This window comes from Azospirillum cavernae (assembly GCF_003590795.1).
In the GTDB taxonomy this organism is placed as follows: Bacteria; Pseudomonadota; Alphaproteobacteria; order Azospirillales; family Azospirillaceae; genus Azospirillum; species Azospirillum cavernae.
Genome location: NZ_QYUL01000001.1, coordinates 104,276 through 127,444 on the forward strand (window position 1 = coordinate 104,276; position 23,169 = coordinate 127,444).

Consider the following 23,169-nt stretch of genomic DNA (forward strand, 5'->3'; position numbering starts at 1 on the left):
GCCGGGAAAATCGGAATTGGTGACGTGCGGGGCGTTCATGCCCCCGCTTTCAGGATGGTCTTGGCGCCCCGCCGCGCCGTTCCTACATCTGCTCCAGCATCCTTGTGGATCGCACATCGCGTGGATCAAAACGACCGGGCTGCCGCGCGGACGGTCGATGGAAAGGGGAGTCGCCTCATGGACTTTGAGAAATACACCGAACGCAGCCGTGGCTTTGTCCAGGCGGCGCAGACCCTGGCGACTCGCCGGGGGCATCAGCGTTTGACGCCCGAGCATCTGCTGAAAACCCTGCTCGACGACAAGGAGGGCTTGGCCGCCAACCTGATCCGCGCCGCTGGCGGCGATCCGGTGATGGCGCTGGCCGCCGTGGACGCCGAGCTGGACAAGCAGCCGAAGATTGAGGGCAGCGGCGCCGGGCAGCTTTTCCTGTCCCCCGAACTGTCGCGCGTGTTCGAGCAGGCGGAGAAAATCTCGGAAAAGGCGGGCGACAGCTTCGTCACCGCCGAACGCATCCTGCTGGCCCTGACCATGGCCGACGGCACGCCCTCGGCCAAGCTGCTGAAGGCGGCGGGCCTCACGCCGCAGGGGCTGAACACGGCGATCAACGAGGTCCGCAAGGGCCGCACCGCCGACAGCGCCAGCGCCGAGCAGGGCTATGACGCGCTGAAGAAATACGCCCGCGATCTGACCGAAGCGGCGCGGGACGGCAAGCTGGACCCGGTGATCGGGCGCGACGAGGAAATCCGCCGCACCATCCAGGTTCTGGCCCGCCGGACCAAGAACAACCCCGTCCTGATTGGCGAACCCGGCGTCGGCAAGACCGCCATCGTCGAGGGGCTGGCCCAACGCATCGTCAAGGGCGACGTGCCGGAAGGGCTGAAGAACAAGCGTCTGCTGGCGCTGGATCTCGCCGGGATGGTGGCCGGGGCCAAATACCGTGGCGAGTTCGAGGAGCGGCTGAAGGCCGTGCTGTCGGAAATCCAGGCGGCGGCGGGCGAAATCATCGTCTTCATCGACGAGCTGCACACGCTGGTCGGCGCGGGCAAGGCGGACGGGGCGATGGACGCCTCCAACATGCTGAAACCGGCGTTGGCGCGCGGCGAGCTGCATTGCGTCGGCGCCACCACGCTGGACGAATACCGCAAGCACATCGAAAAGGACGCGGCGCTGGCCCGGCGCTTCCAATCGGTCTTCGTGCCGGAGCCGACGGTGGAGGACACCATCTCCATCCTGCGCGGCCTGAAGGAGCGTTACGAGGTCCATCACGGCGTGCGCATCACCGACAGCGCCATCGTCGCGGCGGCGACTTTGTCCAACCGCTACATCACCGACCGTTTCCTGCCCGACAAGGCCATTGACCTGATCGACGAGGCGGCGAGCCGCCTGCGCATGGCGGTGGACACCAAGCCGGAGAACATCGACGAACTCGACCGCCGCATCATCCAGTTGAAGATCGAGCGCGAGGCGCTGAAGCGCGAATCCGATCAAGGATCGCGCGACCGTTTCGCCAATCTGGAACGCGAGCTGGCCGATCTGGAGCAGGAATCCGCCGAACTCACCGCCAAATGGCAGGCGGAGAAGGACCAGCTTCAGGGCGCGCAGAAGATCAAGGAGGATCTGGAAAAGGCGCGGACCGAGCTGGACACGGCCCAGCGCGCGGGCAATTGGGGCCGGGCGGGCGAATTGACCTACAGCGTCATCCCCGGCCTGGAAACCGCCCTGAAAACCGCCGAAGAGCACGCGTCCAACCGCATGCTGAACGAGGAGGTGCGCGACAGCGACATCGCCGGGGTGGTCAGCCGCTGGACCGGCGTGCCGGTGGACAAGATGCTGGCGGGCGAGCGGGAAAAGCTGCTGGCGATGGAAAGCCGCCTGCGCGGTCGGGTCATCGGCCAGGAGGAGGCGATCGTCGCCGTGTCCAACGCCGTCCGCCGGTCGCGGGCGGGCTTGCAGGATCCCAACCGGCCCATCGGCTCCTTCCTGTTCCTCGGGCCGACCGGCGTCGGCAAGACGGAACTGACCAAGGCGCTGGCGGAGTTCCTGTTCGATGACGAGACCGCCATGGTTCGGCTCGACATGTCGGAATATATGGAAAAGCACTCCGTCGCCCGCATGATCGGCGCGCCTCCGGGCTATGTCGGCTATGAGGAGGGCGGGGCGCTGACCGAGGCGGTGCGCCGTCGGCCCTATCAGGTCGTGCTGTTCGACGAGGTGGAAAAGGCCCACCCGGACGTCTTCAACGTGCTGCTTCAGGTGCTCGACGACGGGCGCTTGACCGACGGGCAGGGGCGGACGGTGGATTTCCGCAACGTCGTCATCATCATGACGTCGAATCTCGGCTCGCAGGCTTTGGCCGAACAGCCGGAAGGCGAGGACAGCGGCGCGGTGCGCGGCGAGGTGATGGAGGCGGTGCGGGCGCATTTCCGCCCCGAATTCCTCAACCGGCTGGACGAGATCCTGCTGTTCCACCGGCTCGACCGTCGGCACATGGGCGGCATCGTCACCATCCAGCTTGGCCGCTTGGTCAAGATGCTGGCCGACCGCGACATCACGCTGGAGGTGGACGGGGCGGCGAACCAGTGGCTGGCCGAGGCAGGTTATGATCCCGTCTATGGCGCGCGGCCCCTGAAGCGGGTGATCCAGCGCGAGCTGCAAAACCCACTGGCGACCATGATCCTGGAGGGCCGCGTCACCGACGGCCAGACGGTCAGCGTCGGCGCGGAGGGCGGCGTTCTGACCATCGACGGCGTGGCGGTGTCGGCGACGCCGACGCCGGTCAAGACAGAGAGCGTCAAAACGGTGCATTGACCGGGCGTCGCTAACCGGGCGGCTCCGGTCAGACGCTGGGGTTCACGAGGGTGATGAACGCGACAACCGCAGTGTCGTCAAGCTGACAGGCTGGCGACACTGCGGCGTTCCGACAAGGTGGAATTTTGCGTAACGGCTTGTTGTGACTGTGCTTGTGGAAAGTGGCGCGTGAATTGCTGAACCAAGGGGCTGAACCGGCGGGACCATCCAAGGTCCCGACCCTTTTCTCTCTTGGAGCCGCGACATGCCGACCGTGACCCTGAAGCCTTCGGGCAAGACCATCGACGTGGAGGAGGGCGTGACCATCCTCCAGGCCATCCTCGCCTCGGGCGAGAAGTTCCTCAACAAGTGCGAGGGCAAGGCCACCTGCGGATCCTGCCATGTGTATGTGCCGGAAGGGCGCAAGACGCTGTCGAAGATCCAGCGGTTGGAAAACGAAAAGCTCGACACCATCGTCGGCGTCGCCACCCCGTCGCGTCTGGCCTGTCAGGCGCGCGTCGGCGTTGAGAACATCACCGTCGAGATCCTCAGCTTCGTCTGAGGCTGGGGAGGGGCTGGGTGGCGCGGATCGGGGTTTTCCCCGCCTCCGCGCCGCACAGCGCCATCGACACCAGCGCCTGAGCGCGCTAGATCAAGGTGATGACCGACACCACCCTCGCCGCTCGCGGCGTCGCGCTTGATTTGCTGCGCGACGTGCTGCGCAAATCCGTTCCCTTCGACGACGCGTTCGACGCGCACCCCGACCTTGCCGGGCTGGAGCCGCGCGACCGTGGCTTTGTCCGCATGCTGGTCGCCACGGTGCTGCGCCGATTGGGCCAGATCGACGAGCTGATCCAGACCTGTCTGGCCAAGCCGGGGCTGCCCAAGGCGGCGATCCACGACATGCTGCGGCTGGGAACGGCGCAACTGGTCTTCCTGAACACCCCCCCACACGCCGCCGTGGACACGGCGGTGGAGTTGGCGGCGCTGCGCAACGCCGCGCCCTACAAGGGCCTCATCAACGCCGTCCTGCGCCGCGTCGGGCGCGAGGGCGCGGCGCTGGCGGCCCAGCAGGACGCCGGGCGGCTGAACACGCCCGATTGGATGTGGCTGTCCTGGCGCACCGCCTACGGCACGGCGAAGGCGCGCGGCATCGTCGAAGCCCATCTGCACGAGGCCCCGCTGGATCTGACGGTGAAAAGCGACCCGTCGGTGTGGGCGGGTCGGTTGGACGCCACCGTGCTGCCGACCGGCACGCTGCGGCGGATGTCGGGCGGCTCCGTCACCGAAATGCCGGGCTTTGACGCGGGCGGCTGGTGGGTGCAGGATCTCGCGGCCTCGCTGCCCGCCACGCTGTTCGGCGATCTGCGGGGCAAGCGGGTGTTCGATCTGTGCGCCGCGCCCGGCGGCAAGACCGCGCAGTTGGCGGCGCAGGGCGCGCGCGTCGTCGCGCTCGACCGTTCGGCCAAGCGGCTGGAACGGGTGACGGAAAATCTCGCCCGCCTGAATCTGGAGGCGGAGATCATCACCACCGACGCGGCGGCGTGGGAGCCGGGCGAATTGGCCGACGCGGTGCTGCTCGACGCCCCCTGTTCGGCGACCGGCGCGGTGCGCCGCCATCCCGACATCCTGCGGGTCAAGACGCCCGAGGACATCGGCAAGCTGGCCAAGGCGCAAGGCCGCCTGCTGGCCCACGCCGTCGGTCTGGTCAAGCCGGGCGGCACGCTGATCTACTGCACCTGCTCCATCCAACCCGAAGAGGGCGAGGCGCAGATCACCCGCCTGCTGGCCCGCGACAGCCGGGTGAAGCGCTGGCCGATCACGGCGGACGAGCTTGGCGGCCTGTCGGAGATCATCACGGAGCGAGGCGAGGTGCGCTCCCTGCCCGGCATGTTGGCCGAGCATGGCGGAATCGACGGCTTCTTCGTGTCCCGGCTGCGCCGCGTTTACGAATAAATTACCAAGTTCCGGCGGCGGGCGTCTTGCGGTGGCGGCGGTGAATTGATAGGACACAGGGATGCCCTTGTCTTTGCTGCACCGCACCGCAACATGTTTGCCCGTCGGCCCCTCCCGCCGTTTGCGGATCTGAGGGGGTGGCCGCTATGGGCAAGGGCGCGGGACGACTTCGCAGCGGCATGGCGCGGCTTGCCTATGGAAACCCGCTCTATTCCCTGATGCTGGGCGGTCGCGCGCCGGGGGCGCTGGCGGTGGTGCCGCCCGATCCGTGGCCCGGCGATTCCGGCGACGGTTCCGCCCTGCTGGCTGGGGTTCTGCGTTTCGCCGGTCAGTCGGTCGCCATCGACCCCAGCGGCGAGCCGCACTGGCGCCCGCCGGGGGCAAGCCCGGTCTGGCTGCGGGCCTTGCATGGCTTTGATTGGATGCGCGATTTGCGCGCGGTCGGCGGCGACATGGCGCGGCGGCGCGCCCGCGTGCTGGTTTGGTCCTGGCTGGACCACAATGGCGGCTGGAACGCGCAAGCCTGGACGCCCGACGCGCTGGGAACCCGAGTCGCCAACTGGATTGGCCTGCATGATTTCTACTGCGCCTCGGCGGACGACGAGTTCCGGGCGCGGGTGTTCGAGAGTTTGGCCCGGCAGGTCCGCCATCTGGACCGCGTGCTGCCCGCTGGTCTCGACGGCGCGCCGCTGATCGCGGCGATCAAGGGGCTGGTCTATGGCGGCTTCTGCCTGCCCGGCCACGACAAGGCGGGCTACGACGCGCTGCGCCTGTTGGACCGCGCCTTGCCGCGCCAGATTTTGCCCGATGGCGGCCACATCGAACGCAACCCGTCCGTGCAACTGCGGGTGCTGCGCGATCTGATCGACATGCGCGCGGTGCTGCGGGTGGCCCGTGTCGACATCCCGGAATCCCTGCAACACGCGATTGACCGGATGACCCCGGCCTTGCGCTTTTTCCGCCATGGCGACGGCGGGCTGGCGCTGTTCAACGGTGGGCGCGAGGAGGAGCCAGCGCTCATCGACACCGTGCTGGCCCAGGCCGACGCGCGGGGGCGCCCGCTGAAAAGCGCGCCGCATGTCGGGTTTGAACGTCTGATGGCCTCGCGCACCTTGGTGTTGATCGACACCGGCGCGCCGCCCCCGCCGGGGTTGGACGGGTTGGCCCACGCGGGCACCTTGTCGATGGAGGTGTCGGTCAACAAGGAGCGGTTGATCGTCAATTGCGGCAGCCACCCGGCCCAGCGCGGCCCGTGGCGCGCGGCGCTGGCCGGATCGGCGGCGCATTCCACCGTCGTCGTCGCCGACATCAATTCGTCGGAGGTTCTGGACCAGGGCGGTTTGGGCCGTCGTCCGTCCCATGTCGGGTGCGAGCGGCAGGAGTCCGAAGGCGCGGTTCTGGTCGTCGCCACCCACAACGGCTACAGCAAGGGCTTCAGCCTGCTGCACCGCCGCCGCGTCTATCTGGCCGACAACGGCGAGGATCTGCGCGGCGAGGACATTTTGGAGCCGGTGATCGGCGCCCACCCGTCCGAGCAGCCCTTCGCCATCCGCTTCCATCTGCACCCGTCGGTTCAGCCGACGGTGGTCCAAGGCGGGGCGCAGGTGAATCTGCGGCTGCCCAGCGGCAACGTCTGGCGGTTGCGGGCGACCGGCGTGATGCTGGAACTGGCCGAGAGCATCTATCTTGGAACCGGCGACGAACCCCGCCGCAGCGCCCAGATCGTGATGCAGGGGCATAGCGGCCCCGACGGCGTCACCGTCAAATGGGCCTTGCGCCGCGAACGCAAGGCGGCGTAAATCCCGCCATCCGCAGTGGCCGGACCCTTTCCTGACCCGAAGGGGTATGGAAACACGGATGAACACGGATTGAGCACGGATGAACACGGATTTTCTCTATCTGTGTTTATCTGTGTTCATCGGTGTCAAATCCTCGTTGCGCACACAGGATCTGACACCGATGAACACAGATAAACACAGATGAGTTCAATGTCCGTGTTCATCCGTGCTTTTCGTCATCCGTGTTCATCCGTGTCTTCCTGACCACGCGCGGCCTGCAACAACGCCAGCCGATCAGGAACACGCCATGAGTCCGCCGAAAGCCAACCACGCCCCCGCTCCCGACAAGGTCCGCATCACCCGCGCGCTGATTTCCGTGTCCGACAAGACCGGGCTGGTGGCGCTGGGGCAGGCGCTGGCCGCGCGTGGCGTGGAGATCCTGTCCACCGGCGGGTCGGCGCAGCGTCTGGCCGAGGCTGGCGTGCCGGTGAAGGAGGTTTCCGACCACACCGGCTTCCCGGAAATCATGGATGGCCGCGTCAAAACGCTGCACCCGCGCGTCCATGGCGGCATTCTGGCCCGCCGCGACATCCACGCCGACGCGATGGCGCAGCACGACATCCCGCCGATCGATCTGGTCGTCGTCAACCTCTACCCGTTCGAGGCGACGGTCGCCCAGGGGGCCGATTACGCCAACTGCGTCGAGAACATCGACATCGGCGGCCCGGCGATGATCCGCGCCGCTGCCAAGAACCATGATTTCGTCGCCATCGTCACCGAGCCGTCGGATTACGAGGCGGTGATCGACGAGTTGGCGACCAACGACGGCTGCGTCACGCTGGGGCTGCGCCGCAAGCTGGCCCAACGCGCCTACGCCCGCACCGCCGCCTACGACGCCGCGATTTCGACCTGGCTGGCTGGGCAGTTGGGCGAGACCTTCCCGCCGCGCGTCACCCTGTCGGGCGCGTTGGCGCAAACCCTGCGCTATGGCGAGAACCCGCACCAGCAGGCTGCCTTCTACGTCACCGGCGAGCGGCGCCCCGGCGTGGCGACCGCGATCCAGCTTCAGGGCAAGGAGCTGTCCTACAACAACCTGAACGACACCGACGCCGCCTTTGAGCTGGTCGCCGAGTTCGAGCAGCCCGCCGTCGCCATCATCAAGCACGCCAACCCCTGCGGCGTGGCGCAAGGGGCCAATCTGCTCGACGCCTACCGTTCGGCCTTGCTGTGCGACCCGGTCAGCGCCTTTGGCGGCATCATCGCCGTCAACCGTTCGCTGGACGCGGCGACGGCGGAGGAAATCGCCAAGCTGTTCGCCGAGGTGGTGATCGCCCCGGACGCCGACGACGCGGCCCGCGCCCTGCTGGCGACCAAGAAGAACCTGCGCGTTCTGCTGACCAAGGACGTGCCGAACCCCGCCGCCGTCGGCATGATGGTCAAGCAATTGTCGGGCGGCTTCCTGTTGCAGAACCGCGATTCGGGCCGCGTCAACCCGGCGGAGCTGAAGGTCGTGACCAAGCGCGCGCCGACCGAACAGGAACTGGCGGATCTGTTGTTCGCCTTCCGCGTCGCCAAGCATGTGAAGTCCAACGCCATCGTCTACGCCAAGAACGGCGCGACGGTCGGCGTCGGCGCCGGGCAGATGAGCCGCGTCGATTCGGCCCGCATCGCCGCCATCAAGTCGGCGGAAGCCGCCAAGGCCGCCGGTCTGGCCGAGCCGCTGACCAAGGGATCGGTGGTGGCGTCCGACGCTTTCTTCCCCTTCGCCGACGGCCTGCTGGCGGCGGCGGAAGCGGGCGTGACGGCGGTGATCCAGCCCGGCGGTTCGATCCGCGACGCCGACGTGATCGCGGCGGCGGACGAAAAGGGTTTGGCCATGGTCCTGACCGGGATGCGCCACTTCCGCCATTGACCTCGTCCGCCGTCGGTTGACGGGCGGGTCATGAAAAAGGCCGGTCCCCAGTGTTGGGGACCGGCCTTTTCGCGTTTGGGCGTCTTGGTTTTTACGCCGCCGACGACTTGACCAGCGCCGTGTGGGCTGGGTGCAGCCCCGGCTCCATCAGCGAGACGGCGAGCGTCGGCGCCTTCCAATCCAGGCTGTCGAACGCCCCGCAATGGCCGCACAGCCCGCCCCAGGCGTGGCTGACGGCGTTGCAGGAGTCGCAGGTCCAGGCCGGATCGGCGGGGGCGGCGGCGGCCTTGGCCAGCCAATCGCGGGCGGCGGCCTCGTCGTGGCGCTCGTTGCGCTCCAACTCGGCGAGCAGGCGGAAGAGGCGGCGCGACGGCTCGATGCCCAGCGCGCGCTTCAGATGGTCGCGCGCCTCGCCCCACAGATGGGCGTCGAGCGCGACGCGGGCCAGCGCGATGTGCGATTCGACATGGTCGGGAGCCTGCGCCAGCAGCTTCTCGAACAGCTTGACGCGGGTCAGCGCGTCGTAGCCGCCGAGAATCTCGCGGTAGGTGTCGGCCAGATCGGGGTGCGGCGATTGCCGCCATGTCCGCTCCACCACCTTGGCGGCGGGCTTCAGCCGACCGGCGGCGACCAGCAGGCGGGCGAGGCGGGCCGCCGCCGGAACGAAGCCCGGCATCAGATCATGCGCCGACTGGGCGTGCGCCAGCGCGGCGTCGCCGCGCCCGCGCCGTTCCGCCTCAAAGCTGCGTTCCAGCAGCAGGACGGCGCGGTGACGGCGACCGTCCTCGGTCGGGATCGCGCCCGCCTGGATCGCCTGTTGCAACGTGCCTTCCGCCGACGCCCAATCCCCGGCGCGGGCTTCCAGATCATAGAGGGTGCCGAGCAGCCAGGGCGTGTTGGGTTGCAGGGCGCGGGCCTTGCGCGCCAGTTCCAGCGCCTCCACCCGGTCGCCGACCTTGACCGCTTGCGTCAACAGGCCGCGCAGGCCGAGAAAGGCGGTTTCCGGGCGGTCGAGCATCGCGGTGAAATACTGCTTGGCGGCGCGGTCGTCGCCCTGCAACTGGGCGGCCTGGGCCGACAGCAGCATGGTCAAGGGCGGCTCGTTCAGCAGCCCGTCGGCCTTGCGCGCCATCTTGCGCGCGGTCACGGCGTCGCCCGCCGCCACCGCGACCATGCCTTGCGTCAGCGCGCGATACCCGGCCTCACGCACCCGCGAGCGGCGGTAGCGGCGGATGGTCGTCGGCGCCCGCAGGACCGAGCGGAGCAGCCGGTAGCCCAGCGCGGCCAGCGCCAGCGCCGCCAGCCCGATCAGCAGGGCGACGGTGAAGGAGGTTTCGATGACGTAGCCCAGCCAGTTGACGCTGACCGTGCCGGGCCGTTCGACCAGCCAGACCGCCGCCGCGATGATGGCGGCCAGCTTCAGGAGGAACCAAAGGGCGCGGATCATTGGGCCGCTCCCTTCCCGCCCGACGCGGCGGTCAACAGGGCGATGGCGCGTTGGGTCAGGGCGCGTGCGGCTTGGTCGGCGGCCAGACGCGCCTTGGCGTCGGCCAGCCACGCGGCGGCGGCCCCAGCCCCGGCGCCTTGCAGGGCGGCGAGTTCCTCCACCGCCTTGCCGAGGTTGTTTTCGCCCAGCGCCGCTTCGGCGCGGGCGACGATGGCGTCGGCGCTGGATCCGACCACGCCGCCGCCCTGGCGGCGCACCGTCACCAGGGTGGAAAGCTTGCCGATCACGCTGTCGATCCAGTTGGCCCCGTCGCCGCGCTCGGCGGCGCGGACGATGTCGGAGGCCAGCGGGCGGAAACGGTCGGTGATCTGCGCCTGGGTCGGAATGCCCTTGGCGGCGAAGGGGGCGACGGCGTCAAGCGGCTGCGTCACCCCGGCGTCGCCGATGCCCAGCGCGCGGACGCTCTGCAAATCCTGCTGAAACGGCTGACCGGCGGCCAGCGTGGCGCGCAACTGCCCGGCGGCGAGGACCAGCGCTTGCGCCGCCATGCCCGAATCGCGGCGGGTTTCGACAGTCTGGCCGACGCTGGCGATTTGCTGCTTCAGCGCCTCAACCTCCTTGCCGAGATCCTGCGCGGCCTTGGCCCCGCCGCCCAGCGTGGTCAGGCGCTGTTCCAGCCCGCCCAAACGGTCGGCCAGCGCGGCGGCTCCAGCGGCGTCGGCTCCAGCGGTGTTGGCGCCGCCGGTCGCGGCGGGGCGCTTTTCCAGGCTGTCGAGGCGTTGCGTCAACTGGCTGATGGCGGCGTCCAGAGCGGCGCTGTCCCCGGCGGGGGCGGCGCTCGCCGGGCGCTGTTCCAGGCGACCGACGCGGTCGGCCAACTGCTGGACCTGCGCGCGCAGGGCGGGATCGGCGGCGGGGGCGCTGGCCCCCGAGACGCTTGCCGCCGGAACGCTGGCCCCGTTCGGCCAGCCCGACAATTGCGGACCCCACCAGGGTTCGGCCAGCGCGGCGGCGCCGACCAGCAGCGCGACGATGGACAGCGCGCTGGCGAAGCCGCTGGCGGAGCGCGGTTCGTCGAGATAGTCGGGCGCTGGCAGGCTTGGCGGCGGCTCGACGCTGGCCGCCGGGGCGGCGACCGACTCGGCGACCGGCGCTGTGATCGACGCTGTGATCGACTCGGTGGCGGGGGCGTCCGGCTTCGCCGCGTCGTCCGGCGCGGCGGCGTTCAAGGTCGCCTCGGTCTGCGGCGACTCGGGCGTGGTTGTGGGCGCTTCGGCCACAGTCGTTTCGGTCACGGGCGCGCTGTCGGCGGCGCCGCGCTCTTCCGTCGGCGTCGCCGCGTCGAGGTCGGCGTCGTCCAGGGCGATGGCGTGCTTGGTCGCCGCGACCCGCAGGTCGGCGTGGCGGGCCAGCGGAATCGCGCCGCGCTTGCGCCAGCCCTGCACCGTGGTCACGGGGATGTCCAGCTTGTTGGCCATCGGGCGGATGCCGCCAAACCGTTCGACGATGCGGTCAACCGCGCCGACGTCCGCGTTGCCTGTGGGGGCGTTTCCGGTGGAGGCGGGGCCGCTGGCGACGGGGCTGCCGCTGGTCGCGTCACCGTCCTGTTCGTTGACGGGACGGTCGGCGCCGACACGCTCGGAGCCTGGACGAGAGGTCATGGGGTGTACCTTCGGTTCGCTGTTGTTCGTCGAAACGCCACAGCCCCCGAACCGGCATCCTTACCCCGCCGCGCCGTCCATCGGCGGCAGAAGGCCAAGCAAGGCGTCCTGATCCGGTCGCGGCGCCACCCGTACGCTGCGCCACGGCGTCCCTCCCTGGTCGCCGTACGCGCGGGCAGCCTCCGCGACGGCGGGGCTGAGACAGAACGCATCGACTGTACAACACTGGCCGATCAGTTCCGCCTCACCCAGCAACTTAACAAAGGAACGCGCCGTCCGGGGAGAGAAAAACAAGACAATGTCGATGGCGGACGTACGCAAAAACGCCGCAGTTGACGCGGACAGGGCGGCGGCGGGCACGGCGTCGTACAGCACGGCGCGGCGCAGGGTGAAACCGGCCTCGCCCAACAGCCCGGCGAGGTCGCCCGCCACCCGGCTTCCCGCCACATGCAGCAGATCGCCCTGGTCGGGGCGGCAGCGCGCGCGCGTCAGTTCGGCCAGCGCCTGCACGTCGCCTGACGCGCTTTCGACCTGGGTGAAACCAGCCTCCCGGGCGGCGCGCGCGGTGGCGTCGCCGACGGCGTAGACCGGACGGTCGCGGCGCTGCGTACGTCGAACGTACCCCCGTACGCCGTTGGCGCTGGTGAACAGCAACGCCTGCACGCCGGTCAGGTCCGGTTCCGGCCCATCCAGCCACACCATGTCCAACATCGGCTCGACCGCGCAGGCGTAACCCAGCGCGGTCAGCCGCCGGACCAACGGTTCGGCGTCCTCCTGCGGACGGGTGACGAGCAGGCGCGTACGTCCGGCGGGGGCGGAACCAACCGAGGCGGAAAGATCGCTCATGGCGGGCCGGGTTACGGCGTGGTGAAGAAGTCGGCGGGCAGTTGCGCCTTGATCTCCGCCCCGGCGTCGGCCCCCATCGCGGCGGCGTCGGTCGCGGCGCCGACGCGCTCGGCCCGGAAGACCCGGCGGCCGTCGTTCGACAACACCTTGACCCGCAAGGTCAATCGCCCGCCGTCCAATTCGGCGAGCGCGGCGATCGGCGTGCGGCAGGAGCCGTCGAGCGCGGCCAGCAAGGCCCGCTCCGCCGTCACCCGCGTGGTGGTGGCGGCGCAGTTCAGCGGGGCGACCAGGGCGCGGGTGTTGGCGTCGTCGCTGCGGATCTCGAAGCCGATGGCCCCTTGGGCGACGGCGGGCAGCATGGTTTCGGGTTCCAGAACGGCGGTGATCCGCTCGGTCAGGCCAAGGCGGCGCAGACCGGCCAGCGCCAGCAGGGTGGCGTCCACCTCCCCGGCGTCCAGCTTGGACAGGCGGGTTTGCACGTTGCCGCGCAGCGGGAAGATCGTCAGGTCGGGGCGCAGTTCCAGCACCTGGGCCTGACGGCGCAAGCCCGCCGTGCCGACCACCGAACCGGCGGGCAGATCGGCCAGCGAGCAGCCCGCGCGCGAGAAGAAGGCGTCGCGCGGATCCTCGCGGGGGAGCAGCGTTGAGATCTCCAGCCCGTCCGGCAGTTGGGTCGGCACGTCCTTCATCGAATGGACGGCCAGATCGGCGCGGCCATCGAACAGCGCCTCCTCCAACTCCTTGGTGAACAGCCCCTTGCCGCCCGCCTCGGCCAGGGTGCGGTCCTGGATGCGGTCGCCCGTGGTCTTCAGGATCACGATCTCGATGGCGCCGGGGGCGGCGAGATGGGGATGGGCCGCGATCAGGCGATCACGGGTCTCATGGGCCTGCGCCAGCGCCAGCGGGCTGCCGCGCGTGCCGATGCGGAGCGATTGGGTCATCATGCCGCAAACTTCTAGGCCATCCGCGCCGCTTTGCAAGAGTTCGCTGGGCGAGGGGGGTGGCTAAGGCGCGCGGCGACCGGCGGCGACGATGCGGCGGCTGTCCTCGGTCCAGGGGGAGCCGTCGAAATCCCCGGCCAATTGGTCGATGACCAGACCAACCTCGGCCAACATCGTCGTCAGATCGGCGCGGTCGATCATCCGCCAATCGAAGGCGAAGCGGGTGGTGTGGATGCCGCCGTCGGGGAGCAGTTCGTCGTACCAGCCGGTGACGTGTTGAACCCGCCGCCGGTTCACCGCCGAAATTTGGGCGTGGCGGATGTAAGGATTGCCGGTGCGCGGGTTGCGGCGCGGCTGCGACGGCGCGGGGGCGGAGTCGGCCTCCTGCGGCAGGGTCGCCGGATTCATGATGTCGAGGGCGAAGCGGCCATCCGGGGCCAGATGGCGGGCGGCGGCGGCCAGCGCGCGCCGCGCTTGGTCCTGGTCCGGCTGCATCATCAGCAGGTTGAAGGGCAGCAGGACCAGAGACGCGGCGAGGCCGGGCACATCCAGATCGGCGGCGTTTTGGTGGATGATCCTGACGCGCGCACGCACGTCCGGCGATTCGGCGGCCAGCTTGGCGCGCAACTGGTCGAGCATCGCCTCGGCGACGTCCACCGCCCAGACGGTGAAGCCCATGCGGGCGAGCGGAATGGCGATTCGCCCGGTGCCGCAGCCGAGTTCCAGGATTGGCCCGCCATGGGCCGCCGCCTGCTCGCCGTAAAAGCCGACGTCGCCCAGCAAGCCCATGCGGACCAGCGCCGCCACATCGTCGCGGCAGGCCGAACCGATCTCCAACGACGGGTAATCGGCGTCGTAATAGAGGATGCTGGCGTCGTCGGCGGGGGTGTCGGGATTCATCGGCGCGGGAGTCTCATCGGCAAAACCCTATACCGGCGCGGCCAACACCGCTAGTTTGGCGACCATGATCGTTCTGGGAATCGAAACAAGCTGCGACGAGACGGCCGCCGCCGTCGTCACCGACGCGCGCGAGATCCGCGCCGACGTGGTTCTGTCGCAATTGGACGACCACACGCCCTATGGCGGGGTCGTTCCGGAAATCGCCGCGCGCGCCCATCTGGAGCATCTGGACGGGTTGATCCGCCGCGCCATGGCCGAGGCCGGGGTGGGCTTTGGCGATCTCGACGCCATCGCCGCCACCGGCGGGCCGGGGCTGATCGGCGGCGTCATCGTCGGGGTGATGACCGCCAAGGCCATCGCGGCGGCGCGCGGTTTGCCTTTCATCGCCGTCAATCATCTGGAAGGCCACGCGCTGACGGCGCGGCTGACCAACGACGTCGCCTTTCCTTACCTGCTGCTGCTGGCGTCGGGCGGCCATTGCCAATTGCTGGTGGTCGAGGGCGTCGGGCGCTACCGCCGACTCGGCACCACCATCGACGACGCGGTGGGCGAGGCGTTCGACAAGACCGCGAAGCTGCTGGGGTTGGGCTATCCCGGCGGGCCGCTGGTCGAACAGGCGGCGGCGCGGGCGACCAATCCGGGCCGTTTCGCCTTGCCGCGCCCGTTGGTTGGCCGTCCGGGTTGCGATTTTTCCTTTTCCGGTCTGAAAACCGCCGTGCGCCGCCATGTCGAGGAGTTGGGCGCGCCGCTGTCCGACGCCGACCGCGACGATCTGGCCGCCGCCTTTCAGAGCACGGTGGCGGAGGTGATGGCCGACCGCTGCGCCCGCGCCATCGCCCGTTTCAAGGCGGATCACCCGCAGGGCGGCGCGCTGGTGGTGGCCGGTGGGGTGGCGGCGAACAAGACTCTGCGCGCCCGCTTGCAGATTTTGGCCGACCGCGAGGGGCTGCCCTTCGTCGCCCCGCCCTTGCGGCTGTGCACCGACAACGCGGCGATGATCGCCTGGGCCGGGATCGAGCGGTTCCGGTTGGGCGAAAGCGATCCGCTGACTTTCGCCCCACGCCCGCGCTGGCCGCTGGACCCGACCGCCGCGCCGGTGATCGGACGGGCGGGCGTCGGGTCGGGCGTGAAAGCGTAACGCAGGGTGTGTTTCACTCGTTCCTGAGCGCAACCCTTTGCCCCCTCCCTAACCCTCCCCCGCTTCGCGGGAGAGGGGATTGTTCCTGAACACTGACAAAGGTCCGGCCCCCTCTCCCGCGAAGCGGGGGAGGGATGGGGAGGGAGCCAATGAGCCAACGATTGACCAAGGATCCCCCATGACCACCCGCGTCTCTCCCACCTTCTCCCGCATCGGCGTCATCGGCGGCGGGGCCTGGGGAACCGCTTTGGCGTTGGCGGCGCTGCGCGCCGGGCGCGAGACGTGGCTGTGGGCGCGCGAACCGGCGGTGGTCGCGGCGATGACGGCGGAGCGCGAGAATCGCGACTATCTGCCCGGCGTGCCGTTGCCGCCCGATCTGCGCGTGACCAATGATCTGGCCGACATCGGCGCCTGCGACGCGGTGTTGCTGGTGTCGCCCGCCCAGCACGCGCGCGCCGTTTGCGCCCGGCTGGCTCCGGTTCTGCGGCCCGGCGCGCCGGTGGTCATCTGCGCCAAGGGCATCGAGCTGGACAGCTTCGCCCTGATGAGCGAGGCGGTGGCGGCGGCGCTGCCCGCCGGAACCCCGTTGGCGATCCTGTCCGGCCCGACCTTCGCGGCTGAAGTGGCGCGCGGGCTGCCGACGGCGGTCACGCTGGCCTGCGCCGACGCTGGGTTGGGGGCGGGGCTGGTCGAGGCGCTGGGCAGCCGCAGCTTCCGGCCCTACCGATCCGACGACGTGATCGGCTCGCAGATCGGCGGGGCGGTGAAGAATGTGCTGGCCATCGCCTGCGGCGTGGTCGAGGGGCGCAAGCTGGGCGACAACGCGCGGGCGGCTCTCATCACGCGCGGGCTGGCGGAAATCACCCGGCTGGCGCTGGCGCTGGGCGGACGGGCGGACACGCTGATGGGGCTGTCGGGGCTGGGCGATCTGACCCTGACCTGCTCCAGCCTGCAATCGCGCAACATGTCGCTGGGCGCGGCGCTGGGCGAGGGCCGGGCGCTGGCCGACATTCTGGCGGCGCGCCGGTCGGTGGCGGAAGGGGTCTACACCGCCGCCGCCGTGGTCGGTCTGGCCGGACGGCTGGGGGTGGACATGCCGATCTGCGCGGCGGTGGACGCCATCCTCAACAAGGGCGCCAGTTTGGACGCGACCATCGAGGGGCTGCTGTCCCGACCCTTCCGGGGCGAGGGCGAGTAAGGATAGCGCGCCGAAAACCCGCAGCCACAAAAAAACCGGGAGCCTCGCGGCCCCCGGTTTTTCTTTGCCTCAACGGCGACCGCTGACGAACGATCAGGCGTTGTTCATGCGGTTGTCGATCAGGTCCGTCACCACGCCCGGATCGGCCAGCGTCGAGGTGTCGCCCAGCGCGTCATGCTCGTTCGCGGCGATCTTGCGCAGGATGCGGCGCATGATCTTGCCCGAACGGGTCTTCGGCAGGCCGGGCGCCCACTGGATCAGATCCGGCGAGGCGATCGGGCCGATTTCCTTGCGGACCCAGTTCACCAACTCCTTGCGCAGCTCTTCCGACGGCTCTTCACCAGCGTTGAGCGTCACATAGGCGTAGATGCCCTGGCCCTTCAGGTCGTGCGGGTAACCGACGACGGCGGCCTCGGCCACCTTCGGGTGGGCGACCAGCGCGCTTTCGACCTCGGCGGTGCCCATGCGGTGGCCGGACACGTTGATGACGTCGTCCACGCGGCCGGTGATCCAGTAATAGCCGTCCTCGTCGCGGCGGCAGCCGTCGCCGGTGAAATACTTGCCCGTGAAGGTCGAGAAGTAGGTCTGGATGAAGCGCTCGTGATCGCCGAACACCGTGCGCATCATGCCGGGCCACGCGTCGGCGATGCAGAGGTTGCCCTCCGTCGCGCCTTCCAGCACCACGCCCTCATTGTCCACCACGATGGGCTGGACGCCGAAGAAGGGCTTGGTCGCCGAACCCGGCTTCTGGCCGATGGCGCCGATCAGCGGGGAGATCAGGATGCCGCCGGTTTCCGTCTGCCACCAGGTGTCGACGATGGGGCAACGGGCGTCGCCAACGACGTTGTAATACCACAGCCACGCTTCCGGGTTGATCGGCTCGCCGACCGACCCCAGAACGCGCAAGGACGCGCGCGAGGTCTTTTTCACCGGACCTTCGCCTTCGCGCATCAGCGAACGGATGGCGGTCGGCGCGGTGTAGAAGATGTTGACCTTGTGCTTGTCGATGACCTGCCAGAAGCGCGAAATGTCCGGATAGGTCGGGATGCCTTCGAACATCAGCGTGGTCGCGCCGTTGGCCAGCGGGCCATAGACGATGTAGCTGTGGCCCGTGACCCAGCCCACATCGGCGGTGCACCAGTAAACCTCGCCGTCCTTGTAATCAAAAACACACTCGTGCGTCATCGACGCGTAGACCAGATAGCCGCCGGTGGTGTGCAGCACGCCCTTTGGCTTGCCGGTCGAGCCGGAGGTGTAGAGGATGAACAGCGGATCTTCCGCGCTCATCTCTTCCGGCGGGCAATCGGCGGAGACCGAGGCGACTTCCTCGTGATACCAAAGATCGCGGCCTTCGGTCCATTCGACCTTGCCGCCGGTGTGCTTGACGACCAGGACGTGACGGACGCAAGCGGCGTTCGCCACCGCCTTGTCGGCGTTGGCCTTCAGCGGAACCTTGCGGCCGCCGCGCAGACCCTCGTCGGAGGTGATGACGAAATGGCTGTCGCAATCGACGATGCGGTCGCGCAGGCTGTCCGGCGAGAAGCCGCCGAAGACGATGGAATGGATGGCGCCGATGCGCGTGCAAGCGAGCATCGCGTAGGCCGCTTCCGGGATCATCGGCAGATAGATGGTGACGCGGTCGCCCTTCTTGACGCCGTTCTTCTTCAGGACGTTCGCCAGACGGCAAACCTGCTCGTGCAGTTCCTTGTAGGTGATCGCCTTGGAAACGCCGGGGTCGTCGCCTTCGAACAGGATCGCCGTCTGGTCGCCACGGGTGGCGAGGTGGCGGTCGATGCAGTTGGCCGACACGTTCAGCGTGCCGTCGTAGAACCAGCGAATGTGAACATCGCCGGTGAAATCGACGTCCTTCACCTTGCTGTAGGGCTTGATCCAATCCAGGCGCTTGCCCTGCTCGCCCCAAAAGGCTTCGGGATCCTGGACCGACTGCTCGTACATGCGAGCGTAGGCTTCCGCGTTCACATGCGCGGCCGCCGCGATCTCGGGTTTGACCGGAAAGAAGCTGTTGTCGCTGGTCATAGCTGCGCGATTCCCCCGTTTGCTTCCGCGTTGACTCGGAAGATGTTTGGAGGGCGGCGGGCCGCCGCCCGTATTGGGGCGCATTATCCACACAAGTTGCAGTGCGAACAAGCAGAACGGCCCGTCGCCACCCCCGACCAAAGGAGGATTGTGTCGCGTTGTTTGCCGCGCGAGACTTATTATTCCGCAGAAATTCGGAGCTTATCGCCCGTGCCGGGCCATTTGGTCAACACGACTTGACCTATTGGTCAGTGTGGCGCTATGCCGCGATTTGTCCGCCCGACGCGCCATGATTCGGCTTTGCTTAACGGGGCTTTAACCCGGAGCCTCTACCCTCATCGGCTGTGGCAGGACCATCGGGGGGCAAGGATTCAGGATGACCAGCACCACCAGCGCGGATGACAAGGCCGACGCCGTCGACATCGCCACCCGGCTGACGCAGATTGGTGATCGCACCAGCCTGATGGTCATTGATTCCACCTTGCGCCTGCTGCCCGGCGACAACGCGACCGGCCCGACCGGCCTGTCAAACGCCGCCGCCGCGCAAGAGGTGCGGGAACTCGCCCGCCGAATGCTCCAGGCGACCCGCGATTTCCAGGCCGCCGCCCGTGAACCGGCGGGTGAAGCGGCGGAATGACGCCGCCGCGTTCTTGACCCGCTTTCCGTTTTGACGGCTGTCCTTACGCCTCGATCCCCGCCAGGGCGCAGACATGCGCCCATTCCGCGTCCGACACCGGGCAAACCGACAGGCGCGATTGGCGGACCAGGGCCATGCCCTGCAACTCCGGATCGGCCTTCATCTGCTTCAGCGTCACCGGCGTGACCACCGGCTTGACCGGCTGGACGTCCACCATGCCGAAACGGCCCGCCGGATCGCTGGGGTCGGGGTAATAGGTCCGGGCGATCTCCACCACGCCGACCACCGCCAAGCCTTCGTTGGAATGGTAGAAAAAGGCGCGGTCGCCGACCTGCATGGCCTTCAGGTTGTTCGACGCCTGATGGTTGCGCACGCCGTCCCAATGGGTGCGCCCGTCGGCCAGCATGCGGTCCCAGGAATATTTGAAGGGTTCCGATTTCAGCAGCCAATAGGCCATGGTCCCGCCGCTCCCGCTCAGGCCTTGGGGAAAACGCGGCGCCAGGGCCGGATCGCCACGCTGTCGAACAGGCCCGCCTTGGCGTAGGGGTCGTTCGCGGCGAAGCTCTGCGCCTCGGCGGCGTCGGCGCATTCGACGATCAGCAGGCTGCCGACCATGCCCTGGTTTCCGGCGGAATCCGGCTCCGACAGCAGCGGACCGGCGGCGAACAGACGGTCTGTGTGGGACTCCAGATAGGCCAGATGCTCGGCGCGGTTGGCCGTGCGGATCTCGGCGGCCCCGGCCTTGTCGGTGCAATGGAACATGTACAGCATTGGAATCACTCCTCCCGTTCGGTGGGCCGGAGCGTAGCGCAGGCCGCCGCGTTGGGGAAGGCCGGGGTGCGACGCATCGTCCCGGCCTGGATGGTTGTGCGTTTGTGTGGTTGTGCGCGCGCGATTGTTTTAGCAAAATTTTCTGTACAATCGAACAATCCCGCGTTCCAAAAACAACCCGCCCCACGATCAGGAGTTTCCCGATGGCCGCCGTCGCCGACACCGCCGTTCCGACCACCACCACGCTTGGCGACCGTGATCGGGCGGTGTTGCGGGCTGTCGCGCCGCTGTTGACCAGCCGGTTGGACGGTTTGGTGGAGGATTTTTACGGTTTCATCCGCGCCAACCCGACGCTGTGGCGTTTTATCGGCGACGACTCGCAACTCACCCGCCTGAAGGCCCAGCAAAAGACTCATTGGGCCAATTTGTTGAGCGGCGCCGACCGCGACCAGAGCGACGACGCGGCGGCCCACGCCCGCACCCGCGCCGTCGGCATGGCGCACGCCCGCATCGGCCTGCCGCCGCACGCCTATGTGTCGGCCTACATGTTCATGCTGGCCCGCTTGATCGAAACCGCCGAGCAGGCCGGGCGCGGGCTGTTCGGGCGTCCGGCGCCGGGCGTGGCGGCGGCGTTGACGCGGCTGGTCGCCCGCGATCTGGAACGCACCCTGTCGGCCTATGAGGACGCGCATGACCTGCGCAGCCGCACTGAACAGCTCAACCGCGACATGGGCGAGAATCTGTCCAGCCTTGTCCGCTTCGCCATCGATTCCAACGAGGCGATGGTGACGCTGGCCGAATTGGGCCGCGATTCCCGCGTGGTGCGCCAGCAGGGCCAGGACATCGCCGGGGCCGCCAGCGGTCTGGTCGCCTCGGTGGACGCCATCGCCCGCAACAGCGAACGCGCGTCGGACGACGCCCGCATCGCGGGCGAGGCGGTGCGCCGAGCCATGACCGCCGCCACCGGCGCGGTCAGCACGATGCGCGGCATCGCCAGCGCGGTGGAGTCCACCGTTCACAAAATCGACGATCTGGCCGCCGCGTCCGACCGGATCGGCGAGATTCTGGTCTCCATCGACGCCATTTCCAAACAGACCAACCTGTTGGCCCTGAACGCCACCATCGAGGCGGCGCGGGCCGGGGAATCGGGCAAGGGCTTCGCCGTCGTCGCCAACGAGGTGAAGGTTCTGGCCAACCAGACCGCGCGGGCCACCGAAGACATCCGGGGCCGCATCGACGCCCTGCGCGGCGAAATGGCCAGCATCGTCGAGGCGATGCGGCAGAACGGCGCCGCCGTCGCCCAGGGCCAAGAGGTGATCGCCGCCACCGGCAATGAAATGACCGTGGTGGCCGAGCAGGTCGGCAACGTCGGCAGCCGCATGCACGAGATCGCCCAGATCCTCGGCTCGCAATCGGAAAGCTCGTCGCGCATCTCGCAGGGCATCGACCGGGTCGCGGCGATGGCCGCGCACAACGACGATCTGATCGGCGCGGTCATCCAATCGGTCAACACGTCCAACGGCGCGGTGGCTCAGCGGGTTGAGCAGATGGCGGCGCTGAAAACCCCGCGCGCGTTGTGCGAGATCGCCAAGATGGACCACATCGTGTTCAAGAAGCGAATCGTCGACACGCTGATGGGCCGCAGCGCGCTGACCGCCGACGGCTTGAGCGATCATCATGGCTGTCGCTTGGGTAAATGGTACGAGTCGGTGGCGGACAAGGCCATCCGCGCCAACCCGGCTTACAAGGCGATGGAGGCCCCGCACCGTCTGGTCCACGATCACGGCAAAGCCGCCCTGCGCTGCCACGCGGCGGGCCAGGAGGCCGAGGCGTTGGAGGAGCTGCGCAAGCTGAACGCGGCGTCGCTGGAGGTTCTGCGCTTGCTGACCGAACTGTCCGGCAGCCTGCCGGAGTGACAGGAGGGGCGTGCCGGAGGCAAGCCCAGAAAAGCGAAGGGCCGAAGCGCTGCGCGCTCGGCCCTTGGTCTTCGCTTCATCACCGGAGAACTGGAGCGGGCGAAGGGATTCGAACCCTCGACCCCAACCTTGGCAAGGTTGTGCTCTACCCCTGAGCTACGCCCGCGTTCCCGTTGTCCGGGAGCGGCTTTGTACGGAAAAAAGCGGACCTCGGCAAAAGAAAAGATGCGAGGCCGCTCATTTTTTCCGGTCGAGGCCGCGCACATCGACGGTCCGGCTCAATTCCGCGTCTTGTGGCCATCAAACCGGCATCTGTCGCCAAAAATTCGGGTGTTTGTGGATTTTCTCAGCGAACGGCTGTTCGTTGCGCAGGACGCCGCCGCAAACAAAAAAGCGGCCCCTTAAGGACCGCTTTAACCGCTCAAACACCCTGAAAGATGTTTGGAGCGGGCGAAGGGATTCGAACCCTCGACCCCAACCTTGGCAAGGTTGTGCTCTACCCCTGAGCTACGCCCGCGTTCCCGTCGTCCGGGAGCGGTTTTCTACGGAAAAACACCGTGGTCGGCAAGAGGAAAAAACACGTTTGTCGGTATTTTTTCCAACCGGGTTTCACCAGTCGGTCGGGCAGCCCCGGCAGCCGGTCATCAGGGCGTCTTGGAAGATGGCGAAGCGGATTTTGGTTCCCTCCATCACCGCGTTCGACAGGTTGGAACTGGCGAGCTTGGCCTCTTGCAGGTCGGCGCCTTCCAGATTGGCCCCGGACAGGTTGATCTTGTCGGCCTTGATGGCTTCCAGATTGGCCGCCGTCAGGTCGGCGCCGGTCATGGTGGCGCCGGTGGCGCGCGCCAGTCCCAGATTGGCCCCGCGCAGCCGCGCTCCGTCCAGTTTGGCCCCTTGCAGAAAGGCGGTGCGCAGATCGGCTCCGTCCAGGATGGCGCCGCGCAGGTCGGCGCCGCGCAAATCGGCGTGGCGCAGATCGGCCCGCATCAGGTTGGCCCCGCGCAGATCGGCCCCGCCCAAATTGATGCTGCGCAAATTGCGGTGGCGCAGATCGAGGTTCGGGCAGACGGTCTTGGCGACCAGCTTGCAACCGGCGACCTCGGTCGGGCGCTCCTCCTCCCCACCGCCGACCAGGGCCTCGGTCGAGTCGGGTTCGGTCGCCAGCGCCAGCGCGCCGGTTGCGGGCAGGGCGAGCGTGGTCAGCAGCAGCAGCGCGCGCAGGGTCGCGGTCATCGGCGGTTCTC

General features: G+C 68.4%; 19 protein-coding genes and 2 tRNA genes. 10 read left to right on the forward strand and 11 right to left on the reverse strand.

The window, feature by feature from the left end; all coding sequences use genetic code 11:
* The first annotated feature begins 177 nt into the window (after positions 1-177).
* From clpB to purH, 5 genes are all read left to right on the forward strand, one after another.
* Positions 178-2,808: an ATP-dependent chaperone ClpB gene (gene clpB / locus D3877_RS00495; protein ID WP_119828858.1), complete on the forward strand. Its 2,631-nt coding sequence runs from the start codon at positions 178-180 to the stop codon at positions 2,806-2,808.
* A 244-nt stretch (positions 2,809-3,052) separates the two neighbouring features.
* Positions 3,053-3,349 (forward strand): 2Fe-2S iron-sulfur cluster-binding protein, encoded by a 297-nt coding sequence (locus D3877_RS00500; protein ID WP_119828859.1) that lies wholly within the window; start codon positions 3,053-3,055, stop codon positions 3,347-3,349.
* Positions 3,350-3,447: 98 nt separating this feature from the next.
* Positions 3,448-4,743, forward strand: a complete 1,296-nt coding sequence (locus tag D3877_RS00505) for an RsmB/NOP family class I SAM-dependent RNA methyltransferase (protein ID WP_119828860.1) — start codon at positions 3,448-3,450, stop codon at positions 4,741-4,743.
* A gap of 146 nt (positions 4,744-4,889) precedes the next feature.
* Entirely contained in the window at positions 4,890-6,542 is a 1,653-nt protein-coding gene (locus tag D3877_RS00510) for a heparinase II/III family protein (RefSeq protein ID WP_119828861.1), read from the forward strand.
* Positions 6,543-6,828: 286 nt separating this feature from the next.
* Positions 6,829-8,433, forward strand: a complete 1,605-nt coding sequence (purH, locus tag D3877_RS00515; RefSeq protein ID WP_119828862.1) for a bifunctional phosphoribosylaminoimidazolecarboxamide formyltransferase/IMP cyclohydrolase — start codon at positions 6,829-6,831, stop codon at positions 8,431-8,433.
* Between the two features lie 91 nt (positions 8,434-8,524).
* Here the strand turns inward: purH and D3877_RS00520 are convergent, their stop codons facing one another.
* Genes D3877_RS00520 through D3877_RS00540 form a run of 5 tightly spaced genes read right to left on the reverse strand, consistent with a single transcriptional unit; the run spans position 8,525 to position 14,228 of the window.
* Positions 8,525-9,880 carry a heme biosynthesis protein HemY gene (locus D3877_RS00520; protein ID WP_119828863.1) on the reverse strand — a complete coding sequence of 452 codons (1,356 nt, stop codon included), beginning with the start codon at positions 9,878-9,880 and terminating at the stop codon, positions 8,525-8,527.
* A complete protein-coding gene (locus tag D3877_RS00525; RefSeq protein WP_119828864.1) occupies positions 9,877-11,541 on the reverse strand; it encodes a carph-isopro domain-containing protein in 1,665 nt (554 codons plus the stop codon). The genes D3877_RS00520 and D3877_RS00525 overlap by 4 nt, the downstream gene beginning before the upstream one ends.
* Positions 11,542-11,601: 60 nt before the next feature.
* Complete coding sequence (locus D3877_RS00530) at positions 11,602-12,387, reverse strand: uroporphyrinogen-III synthase (RefSeq protein WP_119828865.1); 786 nt, start codon at positions 12,385-12,387, stop codon at positions 11,602-11,604.
* 11 nt (positions 12,388-12,398) lie between these two features.
* A complete protein-coding gene (gene hemC, locus D3877_RS00535; RefSeq protein ID WP_119828866.1) occupies positions 12,399-13,331 on the reverse strand; it encodes a hydroxymethylbilane synthase in 933 nt (310 codons plus the stop codon).
* A gap of 60 nt (positions 13,332-13,391) precedes the next feature.
* On the reverse strand, positions 13,392-14,228 hold the full coding sequence (locus D3877_RS00540; protein WP_119828867.1) for a class I SAM-dependent methyltransferase: 837 nt from the start codon (positions 14,226-14,228) through the stop codon (positions 13,392-13,394).
* Positions 14,229-14,292: 64 nt separating this feature from the next.
* Here D3877_RS00540 and tsaD point away from each other — a divergent pair, with 64 nt between their 5' ends.
* Both tsaD and D3877_RS00550 read left to right on the forward strand, forming a co-directional pair.
* Positions 14,293-15,366, forward strand: coding sequence for a tRNA (adenosine(37)-N6)-threonylcarbamoyltransferase complex transferase subunit TsaD (gene tsaD / locus D3877_RS00545; protein ID WP_119828868.1), 1,074 nt, complete (start codon positions 14,293-14,295; stop codon positions 15,364-15,366).
* Positions 15,367-15,544: 178 nt separating this feature from the next.
* Positions 15,545-16,564 carry an NAD(P)H-dependent glycerol-3-phosphate dehydrogenase gene (locus tag D3877_RS00550; protein WP_119828869.1) on the forward strand — a complete coding sequence of 340 codons (1,020 nt, stop codon included), beginning with the start codon at positions 15,545-15,547 and terminating at the stop codon, positions 16,562-16,564.
* 93 nt (positions 16,565-16,657) lie between these two features.
* Here D3877_RS00550 and acs read toward each other — a convergent pair whose 3' ends face one another.
* Positions 16,658-18,601, reverse strand: a complete 1,944-nt coding sequence (acs, locus tag D3877_RS00555) for an acetate--CoA ligase (RefSeq protein ID WP_119828870.1) — start codon at positions 18,599-18,601, stop codon at positions 16,658-16,660.
* A 376-nt stretch (positions 18,602-18,977) separates the two neighbouring features.
* On the opposite strand from acs, the gene D3877_RS00560 reads away from it, so the two are divergent.
* Positions 18,978-19,238: a hypothetical protein gene (locus tag D3877_RS00560; RefSeq protein ID WP_119828871.1), complete on the forward strand. Its 261-nt coding sequence runs from the start codon at positions 18,978-18,980 to the stop codon at positions 19,236-19,238.
* Between the two features lie 43 nt (positions 19,239-19,281).
* Here D3877_RS00560 and D3877_RS00565 read toward each other — a convergent pair whose 3' ends face one another.
* Positions 19,282-19,695 (reverse strand): EVE domain-containing protein, encoded by a 414-nt coding sequence (locus tag D3877_RS00565; protein WP_119828872.1) that lies wholly within the window; start codon positions 19,693-19,695, stop codon positions 19,282-19,284.
* 17 nt (positions 19,696-19,712) lie between these two features.
* Positions 19,713-20,009 (reverse strand): YciI family protein, encoded by a 297-nt coding sequence (locus D3877_RS00570; protein ID WP_119828873.1) that lies wholly within the window; start codon positions 20,007-20,009, stop codon positions 19,713-19,715.
* Positions 20,010-20,212: 203 nt separating this feature from the next.
* Here D3877_RS00570 and D3877_RS00575 point away from each other — a divergent pair, with 203 nt between their 5' ends.
* Entirely contained in the window at positions 20,213-21,925 is a 1,713-nt protein-coding gene (locus D3877_RS00575) for a methyl-accepting chemotaxis protein (RefSeq protein ID WP_119828874.1), read from the forward strand.
* A gap of 91 nt (positions 21,926-22,016) precedes the next feature.
* Here D3877_RS00575 and D3877_RS00580 read toward each other — a convergent pair.
* A tRNA-Gly gene (locus D3877_RS00580) sits at positions 22,017-22,091 on the reverse strand.
* 23 nt (positions 22,092-22,114) lie between these two features.
* On the opposite strand from D3877_RS00580, the gene D3877_RS00585 reads away from it, so the two are divergent.
* Positions 22,115-22,330: a type 2 periplasmic-binding domain-containing protein gene (locus D3877_RS00585; protein ID WP_199720663.1), complete on the forward strand. Its 216-nt coding sequence runs from the start codon at positions 22,115-22,117 to the stop codon at positions 22,328-22,330.
* 37 nt (positions 22,331-22,367) lie between these two features.
* Here D3877_RS00585 and D3877_RS00590 read toward each other — a convergent pair.
* A tRNA-Gly gene (locus D3877_RS00590) sits at positions 22,368-22,442 on the reverse strand.
* A 92-nt stretch (positions 22,443-22,534) separates the two neighbouring features.
* Positions 22,535-23,158, reverse strand: a complete 624-nt coding sequence (locus D3877_RS00595) for a pentapeptide repeat-containing protein (RefSeq protein ID WP_119828875.1) — start codon at positions 23,156-23,158, stop codon at positions 22,535-22,537.
* Positions 23,159-23,169 lie beyond the last annotated feature (11 nt).

What these genes read in the sequence shown, in the direction of transcription:
- purH (WP_119828862.1), top strand. Translation starts at nt 6,829, where the DNA reads ATGAGTCCGCCGAAAGCCAACCACGCCCCCGCTCCCGACAAGGTCCGC.
- D3877_RS00565 (WP_119828872.1), bottom strand. Translation starts at nt 19,695, where the DNA reads ATGGCCTATTGGCTGCTGAAATCGGAACCCTTCAAATATTCCTGGGAC.
- D3877_RS00500 (WP_119828859.1), top strand. Translation starts at nt 3,053, where the DNA reads ATGCCGACCGTGACCCTGAAGCCTTCGGGCAAGACCATCGACGTGGAG.
- D3877_RS00510 (WP_119828861.1), top strand. Translation starts at nt 4,890, where the DNA reads ATGGGCAAGGGCGCGGGACGACTTCGCAGCGGCATGGCGCGGCTTGCC.
- hemC (WP_119828866.1), bottom strand. Translation starts at nt 13,331, where the DNA reads ATGATGACCCAATCGCTCCGCATCGGCACGCGCGGCAGCCCGCTGGCG.
- D3877_RS00525 (WP_119828864.1), bottom strand. Translation starts at nt 11,541, where the DNA reads ATGACCTCTCGTCCAGGCTCCGAGCGTGTCGGCGCCGACCGTCCCGTC.
- tsaD (WP_119828868.1), top strand. Translation starts at nt 14,293, where the DNA reads ATGATCGTTCTGGGAATCGAAACAAGCTGCGACGAGACGGCCGCCGCC.
- D3877_RS00575 (WP_119828874.1), top strand. Translation starts at nt 20,213, where the DNA reads ATGGCCGCCGTCGCCGACACCGCCGTTCCGACCACCACCACGCTTGGC.
- D3877_RS00595 (WP_119828875.1), bottom strand. Translation starts at nt 23,158, where the DNA reads ATGACCGCGACCCTGCGCGCGCTGCTGCTGCTGACCACGCTCGCCCTG.
- D3877_RS00530 (WP_119828865.1), bottom strand. Translation starts at nt 12,387, where the DNA reads ATGAGCGATCTTTCCGCCTCGGTTGGTTCCGCCCCCGCCGGACGTACG.
- D3877_RS00560 (WP_119828871.1), top strand. Translation starts at nt 18,978, where the DNA reads ATGACCAGCACCACCAGCGCGGATGACAAGGCCGACGCCGTCGACATC.
- clpB (WP_119828858.1), top strand. Translation starts at nt 178, where the DNA reads ATGGACTTTGAGAAATACACCGAACGCAGCCGTGGCTTTGTCCAGGCG.
- D3877_RS00550 (WP_119828869.1), top strand. Translation starts at nt 15,545, where the DNA reads ATGACCACCCGCGTCTCTCCCACCTTCTCCCGCATCGGCGTCATCGGC.
- D3877_RS00570 (WP_119828873.1), bottom strand. Translation starts at nt 20,009, where the DNA reads ATGCTGTACATGTTCCATTGCACCGACAAGGCCGGGGCCGCCGAGATC.
- D3877_RS00505 (WP_119828860.1), top strand. Translation starts at nt 3,448, where the DNA reads ATGACCGACACCACCCTCGCCGCTCGCGGCGTCGCGCTTGATTTGCTG.
- acs (WP_119828870.1), bottom strand. Translation starts at nt 18,601, where the DNA reads ATGACCAGCGACAACAGCTTCTTTCCGGTCAAACCCGAGATCGCGGCG.
- D3877_RS00540 (WP_119828867.1), bottom strand. Translation starts at nt 14,228, where the DNA reads ATGAATCCCGACACCCCCGCCGACGACGCCAGCATCCTCTATTACGAC.
- D3877_RS00520 (WP_119828863.1), bottom strand. Translation starts at nt 9,880, where the DNA reads ATGATCCGCGCCCTTTGGTTCCTCCTGAAGCTGGCCGCCATCATCGCG.